Consider the following 20,592-nt stretch of genomic DNA (forward strand, 5'->3'; position numbering starts at 1 on the left):
TCCCGGCATGCCCCCCACCCTCCGTCTGATCCGCTGTCTGCCGCACCGCGGCCCACCGCCGTCCGGTGCGTACGCCGTCGACGCAACTGCCAGCCGCAGCACCGAGGGATCGGGACAGAGATGAGCAACGGCACCAGCCAGAAGACCCCGTCGGCCGCCCGTGAGCGGATCCGCGCCGAGCGGGAGCGGCAGAAGAAGAAGGACCGGATACGCCGCCAGCTGACGGTCGGCGCCGTCGTGGCGGGCGTCCTGGTCGTCGCGGGCGGCGCCGGGTACGCCGTGGTGAAGGCGACCGCGCCGACCGGGTGGGAGGCAGCCAAGGAGGCGAAGTCGGTCGCCCCGGCGCACACCCAGGGCAAGAACGGCACCGAGATCCTGATCGGCGACAGGAGCGCCAAGCAGACCCTGGAGGTCTTCGAGGATCTGCGCTGCCCGATGTGCGCCTCGTTCGAGCAGTCCTCCGGCGCCTCCCTGACCAAGGACATCGAGAACGGGCGGTACAAGGTCCGCTTCACGATCCTCACCTTCCTCGACGGCGCCCAGGGCGGCGAGGGCTCCAAGAACGCGCTCAGCGCGCTCGGCGCGGCCCTGAACGTCAGCCCGGAGGCGTTCCTCAAGTACAAGTCGGCGCTCTACTCGCTGAAGAACCACCCCGAGGAGCAGGACGACGCGTTCGCCAAGGACTCCGTCCTCCTCAAGATCGCGTCCGAGGTGCCGGAGCTGGCGCACAACAAGGGCTTCGAGCAGGCGGTCAAGAAGGGCACCTACGACCGCTGGGCGATGGACATGACCGCGCAGTTCGGCCGCAAGGGCGTCAAGGGCACCCCGACGTTCCTGCACGGCGACAAGAAGCTGGTGCTGCCGCAGGTGCCGCAGCAGCGGATGACGCGGGAGCAGTACAACCAGCTCGCGGACGCCAACTTCAAGAAGATGATCGACAAGGAGTTCGGCCCGGCGGAGGGCGGACCCGGCGTCGCCAAGGGCGAGAAGGACCCCAGCGGCAAGGACGGCGGCTCCCCCGGCATCGCGAAGGGCGAGAAGGACCCCAGCGCCGCCGAGGGCGGTGCGCCCGGTATCGCCAAGGGCGAGAAGGACCCGGGCGCGCACTGAGCGGGCGCGGCGGGTGTCCGGCAGGCGGCGGGCGAAAGAATTTCCGATTCCGGCGCGCCGGAAGGCTCCCCGCCGCCCGTACCGGCCAGTAGGGTGAGCGGCCGTGACCGATCATGACCAGCTCTCGCGCCGTACCGCCGTGGCGGCCGCGGCCGCCACCGCCGCCCTGCTGCCGCTCGCCGCGGCCGCCCCCGCCTCCGCCGCGTCCCGGGCCCCGTCCGCCGCACCCGGCGGGGGCGCGGCGGCGGATCCGCCGGAGTTCCGGCACGGTGTCGCCTCCGGTGATCCGCTGCCCGACGGCGTCCTGCTGTGGACCCGGGTCACGCCCGACCCGGACGCGGTCCCCGGCTCGGGCCGGGGCGCGGCCACCGACGTGACCTGGCAGGTGGCCACCGACCGCGGCTTCACGCGGATCGTGGCGGACGGCACGGTACGGACTGCCGCGGCCACCGACCACACCGTCAAGGCCGACGTCCGCGGGCTGCGCCCGGCCACCGCGTACTTCTACCGCTTCACCGCGGGCGGCCGGACCTCCCCGGTCGGCCGCACCCGGACCGCCCCGGCCCACGACACGGCCGCCGGTAACGTCCGCTTCGGGGTGGTCTCCTGCGCCAACTGGGAGTCCGGCTACTTCTCGGCCTACCGCCACCTCGCGGCCCGCACCGACCTGGACGCGGTGCTCCACCTCGGCGACTACCTCTACGAGTACAGGTCCGGCGAGTACCCGGAGTTCAAGGAGGTCGTCCGGCCGCACTCCCCCGCCCACGAACTCCTCACCCTCGCCGACTACCGCGTCCGGCACGGCGTCCACAAGACCGACCCGGACGCCGCGGCGATGCACGCCGCGCACCCGGTGATCGCGATGTGGGACGACCACGAGTTCGCCGACAACGCCTGGAAGGGCGGCGCGGTCAACCACCAGCCGGACTCCGAGGGCCCCTGGGCGCGGCGGATGGCGGCGGCGAAGCAGGCGTACTTCGAGTGGATGCCGGTCCGCCCGTCGACCGCCGGGACCACCTACCGCCGGCTGCGCTTCGGCACCCTCGCCGATCTCCACCTGCTGGACCTGCGGTCGTTCCGCGACGAGCAGGCGAAGCCGGGCAGCGGCGCGGTCGACGACCCGGGCCGCACGATCACCGGGCGGGCCCAGCTGGACTGGCTCAAGGCGGGTCTGGAGCGCTCGGACACCGCCTGGCGGCTGGTCGGCACCTCGGTGATGATCTCGCAGGTGGCGTTCGGCTCCGTGCCCGCGCATCTGCTGGAGCCGCTCGCCGAACTCCTCGGTCTGCCCAAGGAGGGCATCGCCGTCAACACCGACCAGTGGGACGGCTACACCGACGACCGCCGCGAACTGCTGAGCCACCTCAGCGACCGCGGCATCGACAACACCGTCTTCCTCACCGGTGACATCCACATGGCGTGGGCCAACGATGTGCCGATGAAGGCGGCGACGTACCCGGCGACCGCGCCGGTGGCGACGGAGTTCGTGGTCACCTCCGTCACCTCGGACAACCTCGACGACATCCTGCACGTCGCCCCGGGGACGCTCTCGCTGCCCGCGGCGGCCGCGGTCCGCGCCGCCAACCGCCATGTGAAGTGGCTGGACATGGACGCGCACGGCTACGGCGTCGTCGACATCGACGCGGCGCGGACGCAGATGGACTACTTCGCCGTCTCCGACAAGCGGGACCCGGCGGCCACCAGCACGCTGGTCCGCTCCTACCGGACGCTTTCCGGCACCCAGCGGGTGGAGCGGAGCGACACCCCGGTGCGCTGAGCCCGGGGCGTGCGGGGCGTGCCGACGCGCCCCGCGCGCCCGGCCGCGCGCCCGCCCGGAGCGCGGCCTTCCGGCCTCCCCGCTCGGAGCGTCCTCAGAGCGTCTCCAGGAAGCCGAGCGCCGTCCGCCAGGCGGTCTCCGCCGCCTCCTCGTCGTGGTCGGACAGGTCCGGGTCGGTGAAGAGGTGCCCGGCGCCCGGGTAGCGGTAGATCTCGACGTCCGCCCCGGCCCGCTGCATCTGGAGGTACCAGGCGGTCAGCCAGTCGTGCGGCTCGAACGGGTCCGGGTCCGCGACGTGCAGCTGGACCGGCAGATCGTCGGCGGTGGCGTCCTCGGCGATGTCCGAGGTGCCGTGCATCAGCAGCAGCCCGCGGGCCTTCTCGTCGGCGAGCGCCAGATTCTGCGCCACCGCGCCGCCGAAGGAGAAACCGGCGTAGACCAACCCGCGGTCGGAGTACGGCGCCGCCGCCGTGACCGCGCGCCGCAGCAGCGTCTCCTTGCCGATCTCCTCCTTGATCTCCATACCGTCACCGACCGAGTCCGCGGTCCGCCCGTCGAACAGATCCGGGACGATCACCTCATGGCCCGCGGCCCGCAGCCGGTCGGCGGCCGCATGCACCGCGGGGCGCAGTCCGCACACCGAGTGGAACAGCACAATCGTCGAGGAACCGCTGGTGGCGGGCTCGGTGGTGGGCGGCACGTACATCACTTCCCTGTCGTCGGACGGCGGCCTCCCATCCTGCCAGGCCGCGTCGCGGCCCCCGTCACAGCCGCCCCGCGCCGGGTGCCGTACCGTGCCCTGATGCCGTACGCCGACCACCGGGGTACGGCTGACGGGCACCCCGAGCCGAGGAGGAATCGCGACGTGTCCCTGGAGGACGTCCTGCGCCCGCTGAGCGTCATCGGCGGTTCGGTCGTCGTCACGGCCGTCCTGGGCTGGCTCGCCGACCGCGTACTGCGCCGGATCGACGCCGCCCACCCCGAGACCCCGCTGTGGGGCGCGCTACGGCGCTGCCGCATACCGCTACAGGTGGTCTTCTGCGCCGCACTGCTGCGCGGGTCGTACGACGCGACCGGTCTCGACCTGGTACGCGACCACCACGTGGGCATCGGCCGGGGGCTGACCCTGGTGCTGATCGCGGCGTCCGCGTGGCTGACGGTGCGCGCCGCGGCGGCCATCGTCCAGTCGTCGTACTCGCGCTACGCCGCCAATGCGCACGACGCGGCGCGGGTGCGGCGGGTGCGGACGCAGATCACGCTGATCCAGCGGGTGGTCAGCGCGATCGTGATCATCGTGGCGGCCGCGGCGATGCTGCTGACCTTCCCGGCGATGCGGGCGGTCGGCACCTCGGTGCTGGCCTCGGCCGGACTGCTGGGCATCGTCGCCGGTGTCGCCGCCCAGTCGACGCTGGGCAATCTCTTCGCCGGGCTGCAGATCGCCTTCGGCGACATGGTGCGCATCGGCGACACGGTCGTGGTCAACGGCGAGATGGGCACGGTCGAGGAGATCACCCTGACGTATCTGACCGTGCGGACCTGGGACGAGCGGCGGATCACGATGCCGGTGTCGTACTTCACCGGCACCCCGTTCGAGAACTGGTCGCGCGGTGGCGCCCAGCTGACCGGCACGGTCTTCCTCCACCTCGACCACTCGGCGCCGCTGGAGAAGATGCGCGAGCAGCTGCACCAGATCCTCCAGGAGTGCCCGGAGTGGGACGGCCGCGCCTGGAGCCTGCTGGTGACGGACACCACGCCGTCGACGCTGGTGGTCCGTGCGCTGGTCACCGCCCGCGACTCGGACGCGCTGTGGCAGGTGCGCTGCCGGGTCCGCGAACGGCTGGTCACCTGGCTGGCGGCCGAGCACCCGCACGCGCTGCCGCGGATCACCACCACGGCGGCGGCGCCCGCCGACCATCCCCTGGAGCCGGTCCGGCAGCGCACCGGCGAGGAGCACTGACCGCGCGGGGCCCGGCCCGTTCCCGGACCGGGCCCCGCGGCGCTCAGTCGTGGACCTCCGGCGTGCTGCGCAGGCTGCGCATGTCGAGCTGGCGCAGCACCCGGTCGACGATCTCCGGGTCGGCGCCCGGCTCGTTGCGGGCGGCGAGCACCTCGTGGCGCGCGGCGGAGAGCATCTCGTTCTGGATGCGCTGCACCTTCTTCATCCGGGTGATCCGCTTCTCGAAGTGCTCGCGCCGGTCGTCGTCGACGATGTCCGGCGAGATCCGCGCCCCGATGTCGTACGCGCGGCGGGCCAGCTGCTCGTTGATCTCCTCGGGCAGCTCCTCGACCTCCAGGATCTCCTTGAGGCGGTGCTTGGACGCCTTGATGACGCGGAGCGCCAGCGCCCGCTCCTGCTCCTCCTCCGCCTCCGTGTCGGCCTTCACCCGCAGCTTGCGCACCAGCCACGGCAGCGTCAGGCCCTGCACGATGAGGGTGGTGAGCACCACCGCGAAGGCGATGAAGAGGATCTCCTCACGCGCCGGGAAGTCCCCGCCGTCGTCGACGGTGTACGGGATGGCCAGCGCCAGCGCGACCGACGCCACCCCGCGCATCCCCGACCACCACATGATGAGCGTCTCCCGCCACGACATCGGGATGTCCTCGTCGATGTCGCGCCGTTTGTGCATCCGCTTCGCCAGCCAGGCGGCGGGCAGCAGCCACAGCAGCCGGACGACGACGACCACGGCGACGACGGCGGCACCGGCGCGCAGCAGTTCGGTCCAGTGGCCGGAGGCGGCGCCGACGACGTTGTGCAGCTCCAGGCCGATCAGCCCGAAGGCGACGCCGGTGACGAGGGTGTCGACGATCTCCCAGAAGGTGTAACCGGCCAGGCGGCCCATCACGTCGTCGGCGTCGACCGCGTACTCGGCGAGGAAGAGCGCGCAGGTCAGCACGGCGAGGACGCCGGATCCGTGGAACTCCTCGGCGATGACGTAGCCGACGAACGGGACCAGCAGCGTCAGGCCGATCTGGAGCGTGGGGTCGCCGAGTATGCCCATCAGCTTGTTGGCGATCCAGCCGACGACCAGGCCGACGGCGAGGGCGACGACGGCGGAGAGCACCAGGGAGCCGACGGCGCCGGGTGCGGAGAAGGTGCCGCTGACGGCCGCCGCGAGGGCGACGTGGTAGAGGACGATCGCGGTGACGTCGTTGAAGAGGCCCTCGCCCTCCAGGATGGAGACCATGCGGCGGGGCAGCCCCAGCTTGCCGGCGACCGCGGTCGCGGCGACCGGATCGGGCGGGGCGACGAGTGCGCCGAGCACCACGGCGGCGGCCAGCGGCATCCCCGGCACGACGGCTTGGGCGACCGCGGCGACCGCCGCGGTGGTGGCGAAGACCAGCGCGACGGCGAGCAGGAAGATCGGGCGGATGTTCGCCGTGAACTGGCGCCAGGAGGTGCGCTGGACCGCCGCGTAGAGCAGCGGCGGCAGCACCAGCGGAAGGATGTACTCGGGCGGGATGTCGACGTTCGGGACGAACGGCAGGAGCGCGAGGACACCACCGGCCAGGGTCATCAGCACCGGCGAGGGCAGGCCCAGCCGGTCACCGAGGGGGACCGTGACCACCGCCCCCAGGAGAAGCACGAACAGCAGGGCGAGCTGGTCCACGGGGTTACGCTCCGGGGTCGGGATCAATCACTTTTCGCCCCAAGCCTGCCATGCCCGGACAGAAAGCGGACGATCATCTTCCGCTGCCGATCCGGGCCCGGCACCCGACGGACCGTCAGGAACTCTCGTCCCGCACGGTGTCCAGCGCCCGCTGGAGATCTTCGGGATAGGCGCTCTCGAACTCGACCCAGCGGCCGTCCGAAGGGTGCTCGAACCCGAGCCGCACCGCGTGCAGCCACTGCCGGGTCAGCCCCAGCCGCTTCGCCATCGTCGGGTCCGCGCCGTACGTCAGGTCGCCGACACAGGGGTGACGGTGGGCGGACATGTGCACCCGGATCTGGTGGGTGCGGCCGGTCTCCAGCTTGATGTCGAGGAGGCTGGCGGCGCGGAACGCCTCGATGAGGTCGTAGTGGGTGACCGACGGCTTGCCCTCGGCGATCACCGCCCACTTGTAGTCGTGCTGCGGATGACGGCCGATGGGGGCGTCGATGGTGCCGCTCATCGGGTCCGGGTGGCCCTGGACCAGCGCGTTGTACCGCTTCTCCGGGACGCGCTCCTTGAACTGCCGCTTCAGCGAGGTGTAGGCGCGCTCGGACTTGGCGACGACCATCAGGCCGGAGGTGCCGACGTCCAGGCGGTGCACGATGCCCTGGCGCTCGGCGGCGCCGGAGGTGGAGATGCGGTACCCGGCGGCGGCCAGCCCGCCGATGACGGTGGTGCCGGTCCAGCCGGGGCTGGGGTGCGCGGCGACACCGACCGGCTTCATGATCACGACGATGTCGTCGTCGTCATGGACGATCTCCATGCCCTCGACGGGCTCGGCGACGATCTCGACCGGCGCCGCCGCCCGCGGCATCTCGACCTCCAGCCAGGCACCGCCGTGCACCCGCTCGGACTTCATCACCTCCGAGCCGTCCACCCGGACCTTGCCGGCGGCCGCCAGCTCGGCGGCCTTCGTACGGGAGAAGCCGAACATGCGGGCCAGCGCGGCGTCGACGCGCTCGCCCTCCAGGCCGTCCGGTACGGGCAGGGTGCGGATATCGGGAAGCGTGCTCACCCCACGAGTATGGCAGTCCGACCGGGGTGGCCCGCCCGGCGGCCGCGGGCGGGCGCCGGGGCCCCTTTCCCGGGGCGGTTCAGTCCTTGTGGACCGTGCCGTCCGGGTCCAGGCCGCGGAAGGAGAGGATCACGATCAGGATGCCGCCGCAGACGATCGCGGAGTCGGCGAGGTTGAAGACCGCGAAGTGCGCCGGGGCGATGAAGTCGACCACCGCGCCCTCGAAGACGCCCGGCGAGCGGAAGAGCCGGTCGGTGAGGTTGCCGAAGGCGCCGCCGAGCAGCAGGCCCAGCGCGATGGCCCACGGCAGGCTGTAGAGCTTGCGGGCGATCCGGAAGATCACCACGATCACCACCACCGCGATGATGGTGAGGAAGATCGTCAGCGCCTCCCCCATGCTGAACGCCGCCCCGCGGTTACGGATCACCTCGAACTGCAGCAGCGTCCCGATCACCTCGACCGGCGCATGGTGCTCCAGCTCCGCGACCACCAGCAGCTTGCTGCCCAGGTCCAGCAGGTACGCGACGAGGGCGACCAGCAGCAGGGCCGGGATACGCCGCTTGCCGCGGCTCTCGGCCCGCTCCGGCTCCGCCGGACGTCCCCCCTCCGAACCCGCGTCGGACTCCGCCCCGGAACCCGATCCGGATTCCGGCGTACCGGTGATGCGTTCCGCCTCTGCCACTGTGTGCGTCCCTCAGCCCGTAGCGTCCCCGCCAGGCCACGCCTGGCTGAGGAACGAGGGTACGACACACACCTGATCCGGCGCCGGGGCCGGGGGCACCCGGCGACAGCCGTACGCGGGGCGCGGCGGCCGGGCGCCGGACGGCCGCCAGGGGCAGGGGCCCGGCCACGCCCCGGCGCACGGCGGCCCCGCGCACGCCCCGGGCGGGACGCCGCCGGGGCGCCGGGGGCCGCCGCCCGCCCCGCGCCGCGTCAGCCCCGCCGCTCCTGTTTCTGCTTGCACTCCACACAGAGGGTGGCCCGGGGGAACGCCTGCATCCGTGCCTTGCCGATCGGGTTCCCGCAGTTCTCGCAGAGGCCGTACGTGCCCGCGTCCAGGCGGCCCAGCGCGCGTTCGGTCTGGAGCAGCATCTCGCGGGCGTTGGAGGCCAGCGCCAGCTCGTGCTCGCGGGTGATGTTCTTGGTGCCGGTGTCCGCCTCGTCGTCCCCCGCGCCGTCCCCGGAGTCGCGCATCAGCCCGGCGATGGCGTCCTCGGAGGCCACGATCTCGGCCCGCAGCCGTACCGTCTCCCCCAGCAGCCCGGTCCGCGCCTCGTCGACCTCCTCCGGGGTCCAGGGTTCCTCGCCCGGCCGGACGGCCAGGTCGTCGGGGGCGGCGGCCACGAGCGCCGTGGGTACCGCCGGGTCCGTACCGTGCGCCGCGGCCGCGGTCTTCTTCGCCACCACCGTCTTGGCTCCCGTCTTCCTCGCCGTCGCCTTCGCGGCGGTCGCCTTCTTCGCCGGGGCCTTGGCCACGGTCGTCCTGCGCGCCGTACTCTCCGTGGCCGCCGCCTTCTCGGCAGGGGCCTTCCTCGCCGCCGCCTTCTTGGCCGGGGCCTTCTTGACCGCCGCCTTCTTGGCCGGGGCCTTCTTCGCCGCGGTCTTCCGCGCCGCGGCCTGCTTCGCCGGGGCCTGCTTCTCCGGGGTGCCCGAAGTGGGCGCACCGGCCTCCTGGGGAGCGGCCGGACGTGCCGTACCGGGCTCCTCGGCGGGTGCCGTGCTCTTCTTCGCGGCGGACTTCTTCGCCACCATGGCCGCGACCCCTTCACATATGTGATTTAGTTCGCGAATCGTGACGGGAACGATAAATCGCCGCACGGGCCGCGGCAATGGGACGCACCGCCCGTACCCCCGCTCCGCCCCGCTCCCACCCCGCCGCCGCCCGGCACACCACGGCCCCGGCGGCCCGCCCGCCCCGGCCGCGTTCGGGTGGCCCCCCGCGGCCGGGGCCACCGGAAATCCGGTCGGTCACCGTCCCGGCCGCCCCGTACACTGGGCGCAGCGACAGGCGTCGATGGGACGAGTAGCGTCGTAGGCAGCCAGCAGCGATCCGGGGACGGTGGGAGCCCGGAGGCGTGCGCGACGTGAAGATCACCCCGGAGCCGCCGGAAGAAAGCCCGCGCAGCGCCGCGGGCGAGTAGAACCGGCAGCGCGACCCCAATGAGGGGGCGGTGGCAGGGCCACCGCCAAGGAGGGTGGTACCGCGGGAGCAGCGCTCTCGTCCCTCCGGACGGAGAACGCAGCAGGTGTCCGCCGGAGGAACCCGATGAGTGAGCAGCCGCAGTACCGCCAGGTGCCCGCGCAGGTCGACCTACCCGCCCTTGAGCACGCCGTGCTCGATTTCTGGCAGGAACAGAAGGTCTTCGCCCGCACCCTCCAGCAGTCCGAGGGCCGGCCCGAGTGGGTCTTCTACGAGGGCCCGCCGACCGCCAACGGCATGCCCGGCGCCCACCACATCGAGGCCCGCGTCTTCAAGGACGTCTTCCCCCGCTTCCGCACGATGCAGGGCTACCACGTCGACCGCAAGGCCGGTTGGGACTGCCACGGCCTCCCCGTCGAGCTGGCGGTCGAGAAGGAGCTGGGCTTCAACGGCAAGAAGGACATCGAGGCGTACGGCATCGCCGAGTTCAACGCCAGGTGCCGTGAGTCGGTGACCCGGCACACCGACGCCTTCGCCGAGCTGACGACCCGCATGGGGTACTGGACCGACCTCGACGCCCCGTACCGCACCATGGACCCCGACTACATCGAGTCGGTGTGGTGGTCGCTGAAGGAGATCTTCACCAAGGGCCTGCTGGTCGAGGACCACCGCGTCGCCCCCTGGTGCCCCCGCTGCGGCACCGGCCTCTCCGACCACGAGCTGGCGCAGGGCTACGAAACGGTCGTCGACCCGTCCGTCTACGTCCGGCTGCCGCTGACCTCCGGCCCGCTCGCCGGTGAGGCCGCCCTCCTGATCTGGACGACCACGCCCTGGACGCTGGTCTCCAACACCGCGGTCGCCGCCCACCCGGACGTCACCTACGTCGTCGCCACCGACGGCCAGGAGAAGCTGGTCGTCGCCGAGCCGCTGCTGGAGAAGGCGCTCGGCGAGGGCTGGACCGCCACCGGCCGGTCGTTCACCGGCCGCGAGATGGAGCGCTGGGCCTACCGCCGCCCGTTCGACCTCGTCGAGCTGGCGGGCGCCAACTTCGTCGTCAACGCCGAGTACGTCACCACCGAGGACGGCACCGGTCTCGTCCACCAGGCCCCGGCCTTCGGTGAGGACGACCTCAAGGTCTGCAGGAGCTACGGCCTGCCGGTGGTCAACCCGGTCCGCCCCGACGGCACCTTCGCCGAGGAGCTGCCGCTGGTCGGCGGCGAGTTCTTCAAGAAGGCGGACGAGGCGCTCGTCGCCGACCTCGACGCCCGCGGCCTGCTCTTCCGTCACCTCGCCTACGAGCACAGCTATCCGCACTGCTGGCGCTGCCACACCGCGCTGCTCTACTACGCGCAGCCGTCCTGGTACATCCGCACCACCGCTGTCAAGGACGCCCTGCTCCGCGAGAACGAGAACACCAACTGGTTCCCGGACTCCGTCAAGCACGGCCGGTTCGGCGACTGGCTGCAGAACAACATCGACTGGGCGCTGAGCCGCAACCGCTACTGGGGCACCCCGCTGCCCATCTGGCGCTGCGAGGAGGGCCACCTCACCTGCGTCGGCTCGCTCGCCGAGCTGACCGAGCTGACCGGCACCGACCAGTCCGGCCTCGACCCGCACCGCCCGTTCATCGACGCCGTCACCTTCGGCTGCACCCACGAGGGCTGCACGCTCACCGCCACCCGCGTCCCCGAGGTCATCGACGCCTGGTACGACTCGGGCTCGATGCCGTTCGCGCAGTGGGGCTACCCGTACCGCAACAAGGAGCTGTTCGAGAAGCGCTACCCGGCGCAGTTCATCTCCGAGGCCATCGACCAGACCCGCGGCTGGTTCTACACGCTGATGGCCGTCGGCACCCTCGTCTTCGACAAGTCGTCGTACGAGAACGTCGTCTGCCTGGGCCACATCCTCGCCGAGGACGGCCGGAAGATGTCCAAGCACCTGGGCAACATCCTCCAGCCGATCCCGCTGATGGACCAGCACGGCGCCGACGCGGTCCGCTGGTTCATGGCGGCCGGTGGCTCGCCCTGGTCCGCCCGCCGGGTGGGCCACACCACCATCCAGGAAGTCGTCCGCAAGACCCTGCTGACGTACTGGAACACCGTCGCCTTCCAGGCGCTCTACGCCCGCACCTCGAACTGGGCGCCGTCCGCCGCCGACCCGGCCCCCGCCGAGCGCCCGCTGCTCGACCGCTGGCTGCTCGGCGAGCTGAACACCCTCGTCGAGGGCGTCACCGAGGCGCTGGAGGCGTACGACACCCAGCGCGCCGGAAAGCTGCTGTCGTCCTTCGTCGACGACCTCTCCAACTGGTACGTGCGCCGCTCCCGCCGCCGCTTCTGGCAGGGCGACCCGGCCGCGCTGCGCACCCTGCACGAGGTGGTCGAGACGGTGACGCGGCTGATGGCGCCGCTGACGCCGTTCATCACCGAGCGGGTCTGGCAGGACCTCGTCGTACCGGTCACCCCGCAGGCGCCGGACTCGGTGCACCTGGCGTCGTGGCCGCTGGCCGACCCGGGGCTGATCGACCCGGAGCTGTCCACGCAGATGCAGCTGGTGCGCCGCCTGGTCGAGCTGGGCCGGGCCACCCGCGCCGAGTCCGGCGTGAAGACGCGTCAGCCGCTGTCCCGCGCGCTGGTCGCGGCGCACGGCTTCGCCGGTCTCTCCGACGACCTGCGCGCGCAGATCGCCGAGGAGCTGAACGTCACCTCGCTCGCCGCCCTCTCCGACATGGGCGGTTCGCTGGTCGACACCTCCGCCAAGGCCAACTTCCGGGCGCTGGGCAGGCGGTTCGGCAAGGGCGTCCAGGCGGTCGCCAAGGCGGTCGCCGCCGCCGACGCCGCGGCGCTCTCGCTGGCGCTGCGCGACGGTGAGGCCACGGTCGAGGTGGACGGCGAGACCGTCACCCTCACCCCGGACGAGGTGATCATCACCGAGACCCCGCGCGAGGGCTGGTCGGTGGCGTCCGACGCCGGTGCGACCGTCGCCCTGGACCTGGAGATCACCCCGGAGCTGCGCCGCGCCGGTCTGGCCCGTGACGCGATCCGCCTCATCCAGGAGGCGCGCAAGAACAGCGGTCTGGACGTCTCCGACCGGATCGCCCTGCGCTGGGAGACCGCCGACGGGGAGCTGCGCACGGCCCTGGCCGAGCACGCCGCCCTGATCTCCGACGAGGTGCTGGCGACCGCCTTCACCCCCGAGCGGGAAGCGGCCGACGACACCGCCGCCTACGGCGAGCTGTTCACGGACGAGCCCCTGGGCCTCTCCTTCCGCCTCCGCAAGGCGTGACCCCCGGCGGCTCCGGCCGCCGTACGCCACCGGGCCCCCGGCACACCGCGCGTGTGCCGGGGGCCCGGTGCTTTCCCCGTCCGGCGGGGCCGACCCCGCCCGGTGCGATTTCCGGCTCGGCGGGCCCGGGGCCGGTGCGATTTCCCGCCCGGCGTCGCCGCGCCACCCCGGGCCACCGCCCCCCGAAAGAGCGCCGCACGAACGGGGGACGCCGCACACCCACCGGCTGACGGCACCTCGGCTGACCGCCCTTCAGCGGGCCCCCGGAGGCGTCGGGGAGAGACCGTGGCCTTCCCCTGCCCCCCCGGCGACGCCCCCGAGACCGCAGGGCTCCCGCCCGGATCCCTGCCTCCCGCACACACAAAAGGGCCGGGCCCCGGGGGAACATCTCCCTCGGGGCCCGGCCCTGATTGCCGAACGTGTGTGACGCGGTGCGCCGGTCTACGTCAGTTGTCGTCCTCGTCGATGAGGAAGCCGCGCATCGGCGACGGCGCCTGCCCCATCGGCTGCGGGGCCTGCGGCCGGACCGGAGCCATCGGCTGCGTCATCGCGGGCGCCATCTGCTGCTGACCGCCGTACGACGGGCCGCCACCGGAGCTGCCGTTGTGGCTGCCCATCGACTGGGCGCCGCCCATGGTGTGGTTGCCACCGCCCATGGAACCCGCACCGGCCGACGCCATCGAGGGCGACGGCGGCAGCGACGCGGTCGCCGGGGTCCGCGGCGGGGCCAGCGAGTCGTCCGCCTGGTTCTCCAGCTGACGCAGCTGGCTCTCCAGGTACGACTTCAGGCGGGTGCGGTACTCGCGCTCGAAGCCGCGCAGGTCCTCGACCTTGCGCTCCAGCGTGGCGCGGGCGGACTCCAGGGAGCCCATCGCGACGCGGTGCTTCTCCTGCGCGTCCCGCTCCAGCGCGTCGGCCTTGGCGCGGGCGTCCCGCTCCAGACCCTCGGCGCGCGAACGGGCCTCGCCGACAATCTTGTTGGCCTCGGAACGGGCCTCCGCGATCGCCTGGTCGGCGGTCTGCTGCGCCAGCGACAGCACGCGTGCCGCGCTGTCACCACCGGGACCGCCCTGCTGCTGCCCACCCTGGGGCAGCTGCTGCGGACCGCCGGGGCCACCCATGGGGCCGCCACCCATCGGACCGCCGGGGCCCATCGGGCCGGGGCCGTGCGGACCGGCCTGCGGGCCGTGTCCACCGGGACCTGCGGGCAGCTGAGGTGCACCACCGGGAAGCTGGGGAGGGCCACCCATCCCCGGCTGCTGCGGCTGCACCGGCTGCGGACCCGATATGGCGGCGGGCACCGGTGCCCCTCCGCGCTGCTGCTGCTCCTGCTGCTGGTCGGGTCCCTTACGGAGACCCTGCTGCTGGTTCTGGGCAGCGGCTCGCGTGGCGGCGGCCAGCTTCGCGCGCAGATCCTCGTTCTCCCGCAGCAGACGGGTCAGTTCGGCTTCCACCTCGTCGAGGAAGGCATCGACCTCGTCCTCGTCATAGCCTTCTCGGAGGCGGACGGTTGTGAACTGCTTGTTCCGCACGTCCTCGGGGGTCAACGGCATCTCTACTTCACCTCAACGTAGTCGTCGGCAATCGGCAAGACCGTATCGTTCACACCAACAACACCGACCTCACGACGGTGATCAGGATGTATACGATGATCATCAATACGAAGAAGGACAGGTCAAGCGCCACGCCCCCGAGACGCAGCGGCGGGATGACCCGCCGCAGAAGCTTGAGTGGCGGATCGGTGATGGTGTAAGCGGCTTCGAGAATGACGACCATTGCCTTGCCGGGTTGCCAGGAACGGGCGAACTGGAACACGTAGTCCATCACCAGCCGGAAGATCAACACGATCAGGAAGCAGTACAGCGCGATGTAGATCACCTGCCCAAAGACATTCATCTTCGCGCGTCCCTCTCCCCTGATCCCTCGTGTCGGCCTCGCGGCCTCGGTGTGCCCGGTGTTGCGTCTCAGCTCTGGTTGAAGAACCCACCCTCTGCGATACGGGCCTTGTCCTCCGCCGTGACATCGACGTTAGCAGGCGACAACAGGAACACCTTCTGCGTCACGCGCTCGATGCTGCCGTGCAGACCGAAGACTAGCCCGGCGGCAAAGTCGACAAGTCGCTTCGCGTCGGTGTCGTCCATCTCCGTGAGATTCATGATCACCGGAGTGCCCTCACGGAAGTGTTCCCCGATGGTACGGGCTTCGTTGTAGGTCCGGGGGTGCAGTGTGGTGATGCGGTAAGGCTCCCGCTCGGACACAACTTTGGGCATGATCACCGGTGCGTTCTTCTCCAGATTCGGACGGTCGGGTGTGATGGATGCCACGGGGGCGATTCGGGCGGGTCGTCCGCTTTCCGCGGGCAGCGGAGTGGGCTCACGCTGCGCGGGCGGCTGAACGGATCTGACCGGCTCCTCCCGCTCCGGGCGTGTCTCCGGCTGCACTTGCTGCTGCTGCCGCCGTCCGCGGTCGGGCTCCGGATCGAGCTCGGGCTCGAACTCGTCATCGGGGTCGAACCCCCGGCCGTCGTACCCATCGTCCTCCACGAGGCCGAGGTAGACCGCCATCTTGCGCATCGCGCCGGCCATTCTCTGCGTCCTCCGCTCTGTGGTGGATCGGCTCCGTCACCGGGCGCCCTGGATCCACTGGGCCTGTCCCATTTCTTACGGGAATGACCATATTTTGTGCTGTGGTCCGACTTGCTTGGCGACGTTACCCGAGGCGTGGACGGACTCCGAGTACCGCAGTGCCGACGCGCACATGTGTCGCTCCGGCCGCCACGGCGTCCTCCAAGTCCGCACTCATGCCTGCCGACACCATGGTGGCAGCAGGATAAGCGGCGCGCAGGTCGGTTGAGATTTCCATGAGCCGCTCGAACGCGGCCCGTTGCCGCCCGGCGTACGGCCCGGCCAGCGGTGCGACCGTCATCACACCGTCCAGGCGCAGCCCTTGGGCGCCGTCGACCGCCGCGGCCAGCGCCGCGACACCGTCCGGCGCCACCCCGCCGCGGTCGCCCCGCTCCCCCGCCTCCGCGTCCAGGGCCACCTGGATCAGGCACCCCATCTCCCGCTCCGCACGCACCGCTTCCCTGGAGAGCGCGGTGACCAGACGGGCGCGGTCGACGGACTGGACGAGCCCGGCGTACCCGGCGACCGATCGGACCTTGTTGGTCTGCAATTGACCAACAAAATGCCAAGTCAGTGGCAGATCGGTACATTCGGCGGCTTTGGGCGCCGCGTCCTGATCGCGGTTCTCCGCCACCTGACGCACACCCAGCTCGGCGAGGAGCCGGACATCGCTCGCCGGGTAGGTCTTGGTGACCACGATCAGCGTGACCTCGTCCCGCCGACGCCCGGCGGCGTCGCAGGCGGCGGCGATGCGCTCCTCGACCCGCGCCAGATTGGCGGCCAGTTCCGTCTTCCGGTCCGTCACAACGCGCCGTCCAGCCATACGTAGCTCGCGAGCCGCCCGGTGGTGCGGTCGCGCCGATAGGAGAAGTGGTCCGCCGATTCCCTGGTGCAGATGTGGGAATCTTCACGGACCGGTACACCGGCGGCGGCGAGTTGGGCCGCGACTCCGGCGGTGACATCCACCGCCGGGGTGCCCCACGAGGTGGTCGCCCACGCCTCGGGGACCACGGCCGCCACCTCGTCCCGCAGCGCGGCGGGCACTTCGTAGCACCGGCCGCACACGGACGGTCCGGTGTGGGCGACGATCCGGTCGGGGCGAGCGCCCAGTCCGGTCATGGCGCGGACCGTTTCGGGCACCACACCGGCCACCATCCCGGGCCGCCCGGCATGCGCGGCGCCCACGACCCCGGCGACCGGGTCGGCGAGGAGTACGGGGGTGCAGTCGGCGGTGAGCACCGCGAGGGCCAGACCTCGCCGGGTGGTCACCACCGCGTCCACGCACGGGATGTCCCCGTCGCGCCACGCTCCGTCGACCACCGCGACGTCCTTGCCGTGCACCTGATTCATCCAGACCACGGAGTCCGGCGCGAGGCCCAGTTCGCGGGCCGCGCGGGCGCGGTTCTCGTGGACGGCCGCGGGGTCGTCGCCGACCGCGCCGCCGAGATTGAGCTGATCGTACGGAGCGGCGCTCACCCCGCCCCACCTGTCGGTGAAGGCGAAGTGCGCGCCGCTCGCGTACCGCTGTTGCCCTATCACTGCTGTGCTTCGGCTACTTCAGGAAGTCCGGGACGTCCAGCTCCTCGGCCGCGGTGTCCGAGTACGGACGGGCCGGGGGCACCTGCGGGGTGGTGGGCTGGGAGGACAGGACGTCACCCAGCGAGGAGGGCTCGACCGGGGTCGGCTCCTCGTCCCGCACCGGGACCGCACCGAGGCCGCCGAAGGACGACGAACGCGGCTCCGGCGGGGTGACCGGACGGCTCGGGGCCGGGGCCGGCTCCTCGCGCTTGGTCGAGGAGGAGCCGATGACCGTGTCGCGGCGGGCCGGCGGCTGACCGCCGTCGAAGCCCGCGGCGATGACGGTGACGCGCACCTCGTCGCCGAGCGCGTCGTCGATGACCGCGCCGAAGATGATGTTCGCCTCGGGGTGGGCCGCCTCGCTGACCAGCTGCGCGGCCTCGTTGATCTCGAAGAGACCGAGGTCGGAGCCGCCGGAGATGGAGAGCAGCACACCGCGGGCGCCGTCGATGGACGCCTCCAGGAGCGGCGAGGAGATCGCCATCTCCGCGGCGGCCACCGCGCGGTCGTCGCCGCGCGCCGAGCCGATGCCCATGAGCGCCGAACCGGCCTCCGACATCACGGACTTGACGTCGGCGAAGTCGAGGTTGATCAGGCCGGGCGTGGTGATCAGGTCGGTGATGCCCTGGACACCGGAGAGCAGCACCTGGTCGGCCGACTTGAACGCGTCCAACACGCTCACCTGGCGGTCCGAGATGGACAGCAGGCGGTCGTTGGGGATGACGATGAGGGTGTCGACCTCTTCGCGGAGGCTGGCGATGCCGTCCTCGGCCTGGTTGGCCCGCCGACGGCCCTCGAAGGTGAACGGCCGGGTGACCACACCGATCGTCAGGGCGCCCAGCGAACGGGCGATGTTGGCGACGACCGGGGCGCCGCCGGTGCCGGTGCCGCCGCCCTCGCCCGCGGTCACGAAGACCATGTCGGCCCCCTTGAGGACCTCCTCGATCTCCTCGCGGTGGTCCTCGGCCGCCTTGCGGCCGACGTCCGGGTTGGCGCCGGCGCCGAGTCCGCGGGTCATTTCGCGGCCGACGTCGAGCTTGACGTCGGCGTCGCTCATCAGCAACGCCTGCGCATCGGTGTTGATCGCGATGAACTCGACGCCCTTGAGCCCGACCTCGATCATCCGGTTGATGGCGTTCACGCCACCGCCGCCGATGCCGACGACCTTGATGACTGCGAGGTAGTTCTGCGGTGCTGCCACGTCGAAGGCCTCTCGCCTCGAGTTACGTGTCGCCGCCTCACATTCCTTGTGGACGCCGACTGATGCCGATGGGACGGTCCGTTTTGCCGACCCGAACCCTAACGTTGAAGTTTAGGGTTACTTGTATCCGTGTTCCTTGGAAGCAAAGTCCCTTTGGAACGAGACACTAAGTCGACAAGTGGCGCACGTTCAACGAACACGCCGAACCTCCCGTTTTTCTTTTCACCCTATGTGATCACCCGCGGTGATAGCCATCCAGGGTGCTGGCCTGCGACAACGGCAGTCAACTCCCGGACACCGCGGGTGCACTGGGAACGGATACGTCGAAGTGGTGTGCGTCACGCGCGGCTTTGAGAAGGGCGGTCAGTACCGCGGCCTTCCGGCGGCCGTGTTCGCCACTCCCCCACACCACCGTGCGCTTCCCCGTCAGTTCGAGCGTGATCGCATCGTACGACGTCACGCGCACGGTTTTGACCTGGTTGTGAAGGCTTTTGGGAAGATCTGACGCCACCTCGACCGCGGCCCGACGGAGCCGTGCCGGGCCGAAACGGTCCAGGCTCGGGGCGTCGTCGGCCGCCAGCTGAAGTGCGGGGACGCCTTTGGGCGGCGCGGGCACGGTCGCGAAACGGACACCTTCGGCGTCGACTTCGACGTACTTGCCGCCCTCCGGCATGACCAGTTCCGGTTCCCTCTCGGTCACCTTCAGGGCGATCGTGTGCGGCCAGGAACGGACCACGTCCACCGACTTGATCCGGGGCAGCCGGTGGCGGAGCCGGGCGGCGATGGCGTCGGTGCCGACCGACGCGAGGGGGGTGTGCAGCGGGACCTCGGCGGCGTCGACGACCTCACGGGCGGTCAGCACCCGGGTGCCGGACGCCTTGACGCCCGACACCCGCAGCCAGTCCGAGCCGTAGAAGGCCCAGATGCCGAAGCCGCCGAGGAGGAGCACCAGGATCAGAGTGATGATCAGACCGCGGCGTCCGGGACGGCGGAAAGGGAGGCGTGGCCACAAGCGCCGTCCGGCACGGGCCGGTTCGGCGGGGGCCCGGCCGGATGCCGGCGCCCCCTTGGTACCGCTACGGGCGGCGGTCGGTCCGGCCACGCTCCCCCTGCCTTTCGTCGTCTAGCTGTTCCGCTGGGCAATCGCCTCGTACACCATGCCGACGAGGAGTTCATCGGCGTCCCGGCGGCCGAACTCGGCGGCCGCGCGGGACATCTCGAACAGCCGGTGCGGGTCGGCGAGGACCGGCAGGACCGTGGACTGCACCCACTCCGGGGTCAGCTGGGCGTCGTCGACGAGGAGTCCGCCACCGGCGTTGACCACCGGCTGGGCGTTCAGCCGCTGTTCGCCGTTGCCGATCGGCAGCGGGACATAGGCGGCGGGGAGCCCGACGGCGGAGAGTTCGGCGACGGTCATCGCACCCGCGCGGCAGAGCATCATGTCCGCCGCGGCGTAGGCGAGGTCCATCCGGTCCACGTACGGTACCGGGACATAGGGGGGCATGCCCGGCATGTTGTCGACCTGCGGCAGTTCGTTCTTCGGGCCGACCGCGTGCAGGACCTGGATACCGGAGCGCTGGAGCGCCGGGACCGCCGCCTGGATGACCTCGTTGAGGCGGCGCGCGCCCTGGGAACCGCCGGAGACCAGCAGCGTCGGGAGGTTCGGGTCGAGCCCGAACGCCGCGCGTGCCTCGGGCCGGACGGCCGCCCGGTCGAGGGTGGCGATGGTGCGGCGCAGCGGGATGCCGACGTAGCGGGCGCCGCGCAGCTTGCTCTCCGGGGTGGAGACCGCGACATACTTGGCGTACCGGGAACCGATCTTGTTGGCCAGACCGGGGCGGGCGTTGGCCTCGTGGACGACGATCGGCACGCCCAGCCGCTTGGCGGCGAGGTAGCCGGGCAGCGCGACATAGCCGCCGAAGCCGACGACGCAGTCCGCCTTCGTCCGCTCCAGGATCTGCTCGGCCGCCTTGATGGTGCCGCGCAGCCGCCCGGGGACGGTGATGAGTTCGGGGGTGGGCTTACGGGGCAGCGGTACGGCCGGGATCAGTCCCAGTTCGTAGCCGCGCTCCGGGACGAGCCGGGTCTCCAGACCGCGTTCCGTGCCGAGTGCCGTGATCCCCACGGTCGGGTCCTGCCTCCGCAGTGCGTCCGCGAGGGCGAGCGCGGGCTCGATGTGGCCGGCGGTCCCCCCACCGGCGAGTACGACATGCAC

General features: G+C 71.6%; 17 protein-coding genes. 4 read left to right on the plus strand and 13 right to left on the minus strand.

Annotated features, from left to right (window positions below; genetic code table 11):
* Positions 1–120: 120 nt before the first annotated feature.
* Complete coding sequence (locus tag IF23_RS31035) at positions 121–1,110, plus strand: thioredoxin domain-containing protein (RefSeq protein WP_051739441.1); 990 nt, start codon at positions 121–123, stop codon at positions 1,108–1,110.
* Positions 1,111–1,213: 103 nt separating this feature from the next.
* On the plus strand, positions 1,214–2,887 hold the full coding sequence (locus IF23_RS0109045; RefSeq protein WP_030281699.1) for an alkaline phosphatase D family protein: 1,674 nt from the start codon (positions 1,214–1,216) through the stop codon (positions 2,885–2,887).
* Positions 2,888–2,981: 94 nt separating this feature from the next.
* Here IF23_RS0109045 and IF23_RS0109050 read toward each other — a convergent pair whose 3' ends face one another.
* Positions 2,982–3,593, minus strand: coding sequence for a dienelactone hydrolase family protein (locus IF23_RS0109050; protein ID WP_211266139.1), 612 nt, complete (start codon positions 3,591–3,593; stop codon positions 2,982–2,984).
* 165 nt (positions 3,594–3,758) lie between these two features.
* Here IF23_RS0109050 and IF23_RS0109055 point away from each other — a divergent pair, with 165 nt between their 5' ends.
* Entirely contained in the window at positions 3,759–4,844 is a 1,086-nt protein-coding gene (locus tag IF23_RS0109055) for a mechanosensitive ion channel family protein (RefSeq protein ID WP_078653886.1), read from the plus strand.
* Between the two features lie 43 nt (positions 4,845–4,887).
* Here the strand turns inward: IF23_RS0109055 and IF23_RS0109060 are convergent, their stop codons facing one another.
* The 4 genes from IF23_RS0109060 to IF23_RS0109075 form a co-directional block, all read right to left on the minus strand.
* Positions 4,888–6,495, minus strand: a complete 1,608-nt coding sequence (locus IF23_RS0109060; protein ID WP_030281705.1) for a Na+/H+ antiporter — start codon at positions 6,493–6,495, stop codon at positions 4,888–4,890.
* Positions 6,496–6,610: 115 nt separating this feature from the next.
* On the minus strand, positions 6,611–7,552 hold the full coding sequence (locus tag IF23_RS0109065; RefSeq protein ID WP_030281707.1) for an RluA family pseudouridine synthase: 942 nt from the start codon (positions 7,550–7,552) through the stop codon (positions 6,611–6,613).
* A gap of 79 nt (positions 7,553–7,631) precedes the next feature.
* Positions 7,632–8,234 carry a signal peptidase II gene (lspA, locus tag IF23_RS0109070; RefSeq protein ID WP_030281709.1) on the minus strand — a complete coding sequence of 201 codons (603 nt, stop codon included), beginning with the start codon at positions 8,232–8,234 and terminating at the stop codon, positions 7,632–7,634.
* 251 nt (positions 8,235–8,485) lie between these two features.
* On the minus strand, positions 8,486–9,304 hold the full coding sequence (locus tag IF23_RS0109075) for a TraR/DksA family transcriptional regulator (RefSeq protein ID WP_030281711.1): 819 nt from the start codon (positions 9,302–9,304) through the stop codon (positions 8,486–8,488).
* A gap of 514 nt (positions 9,305–9,818) precedes the next feature.
* Between IF23_RS0109075 and ileS the strand changes: the two genes are divergently transcribed.
* On the plus strand, positions 9,819–12,974 hold the full coding sequence (ileS, locus tag IF23_RS0109080; protein ID WP_030281713.1) for an isoleucine--tRNA ligase: 3,156 nt from the start codon (positions 9,819–9,821) through the stop codon (positions 12,972–12,974).
* 446 nt (positions 12,975–13,420) lie between these two features.
* Here ileS and IF23_RS0109085 read toward each other — a convergent pair whose 3' ends face one another.
* The 8 genes from IF23_RS0109085 to murG form a co-directional block, all read right to left on the minus strand.
* Positions 13,421–14,527: a DivIVA domain-containing protein gene (locus IF23_RS0109085; protein ID WP_030281714.1), complete on the minus strand. Its 1,107-nt coding sequence runs from the start codon at positions 14,525–14,527 to the stop codon at positions 13,421–13,423.
* A gap of 49 nt (positions 14,528–14,576) precedes the next feature.
* Complete coding sequence (locus IF23_RS0109090; RefSeq protein WP_030281716.1) at positions 14,577–14,870, minus strand: YggT family protein; 294 nt, start codon at positions 14,868–14,870, stop codon at positions 14,577–14,579.
* Positions 14,871–14,938: 68 nt separating this feature from the next.
* Complete coding sequence (locus IF23_RS0109095) at positions 14,939–15,559, minus strand: cell division protein SepF (RefSeq protein WP_030281718.1); 621 nt, start codon at positions 15,557–15,559, stop codon at positions 14,939–14,941.
* 124 nt (positions 15,560–15,683) lie between these two features.
* Entirely contained in the window at positions 15,684–16,403 is a 720-nt protein-coding gene (locus IF23_RS0109100) for a YggS family pyridoxal phosphate-dependent enzyme (protein ID WP_030281719.1), read from the minus strand.
* On the minus strand, positions 16,400–17,137 hold the full coding sequence (gene pgeF, locus IF23_RS0109105) for a peptidoglycan editing factor PgeF (RefSeq protein ID WP_030281721.1): 738 nt from the start codon (positions 17,135–17,137) through the stop codon (positions 16,400–16,402). The genes IF23_RS0109100 and pgeF overlap by 4 nt, the downstream gene beginning before the upstream one ends.
* A gap of 13 nt (positions 17,138–17,150) precedes the next feature.
* On the minus strand, positions 17,151–18,377 hold the full coding sequence (gene ftsZ / locus IF23_RS0109110) for a cell division protein FtsZ (protein WP_030281722.1): 1,227 nt from the start codon (positions 18,375–18,377) through the stop codon (positions 17,151–17,153).
* Positions 18,378–18,660: 283 nt separating this feature from the next.
* Positions 18,661–19,479: a cell division protein FtsQ/DivIB gene (locus tag IF23_RS0109115; RefSeq protein ID WP_030281724.1), complete on the minus strand. Its 819-nt coding sequence runs from the start codon at positions 19,477–19,479 to the stop codon at positions 18,661–18,663.
* Positions 19,480–19,500: 21 nt separating this feature from the next.
* Positions 19,501–20,592, minus strand: a complete 1,092-nt coding sequence (murG, locus tag IF23_RS0109120; RefSeq protein ID WP_030281726.1) for an undecaprenyldiphospho-muramoylpentapeptide beta-N-acetylglucosaminyltransferase — start codon at positions 20,590–20,592, stop codon at positions 19,501–19,503.

Source organism: Streptomyces catenulae, assembly GCF_000718015.1.
Lineage (GTDB): Bacteria > Actinomycetota > Actinomycetes > Streptomycetales > Streptomycetaceae > Streptomyces > Streptomyces catenulae.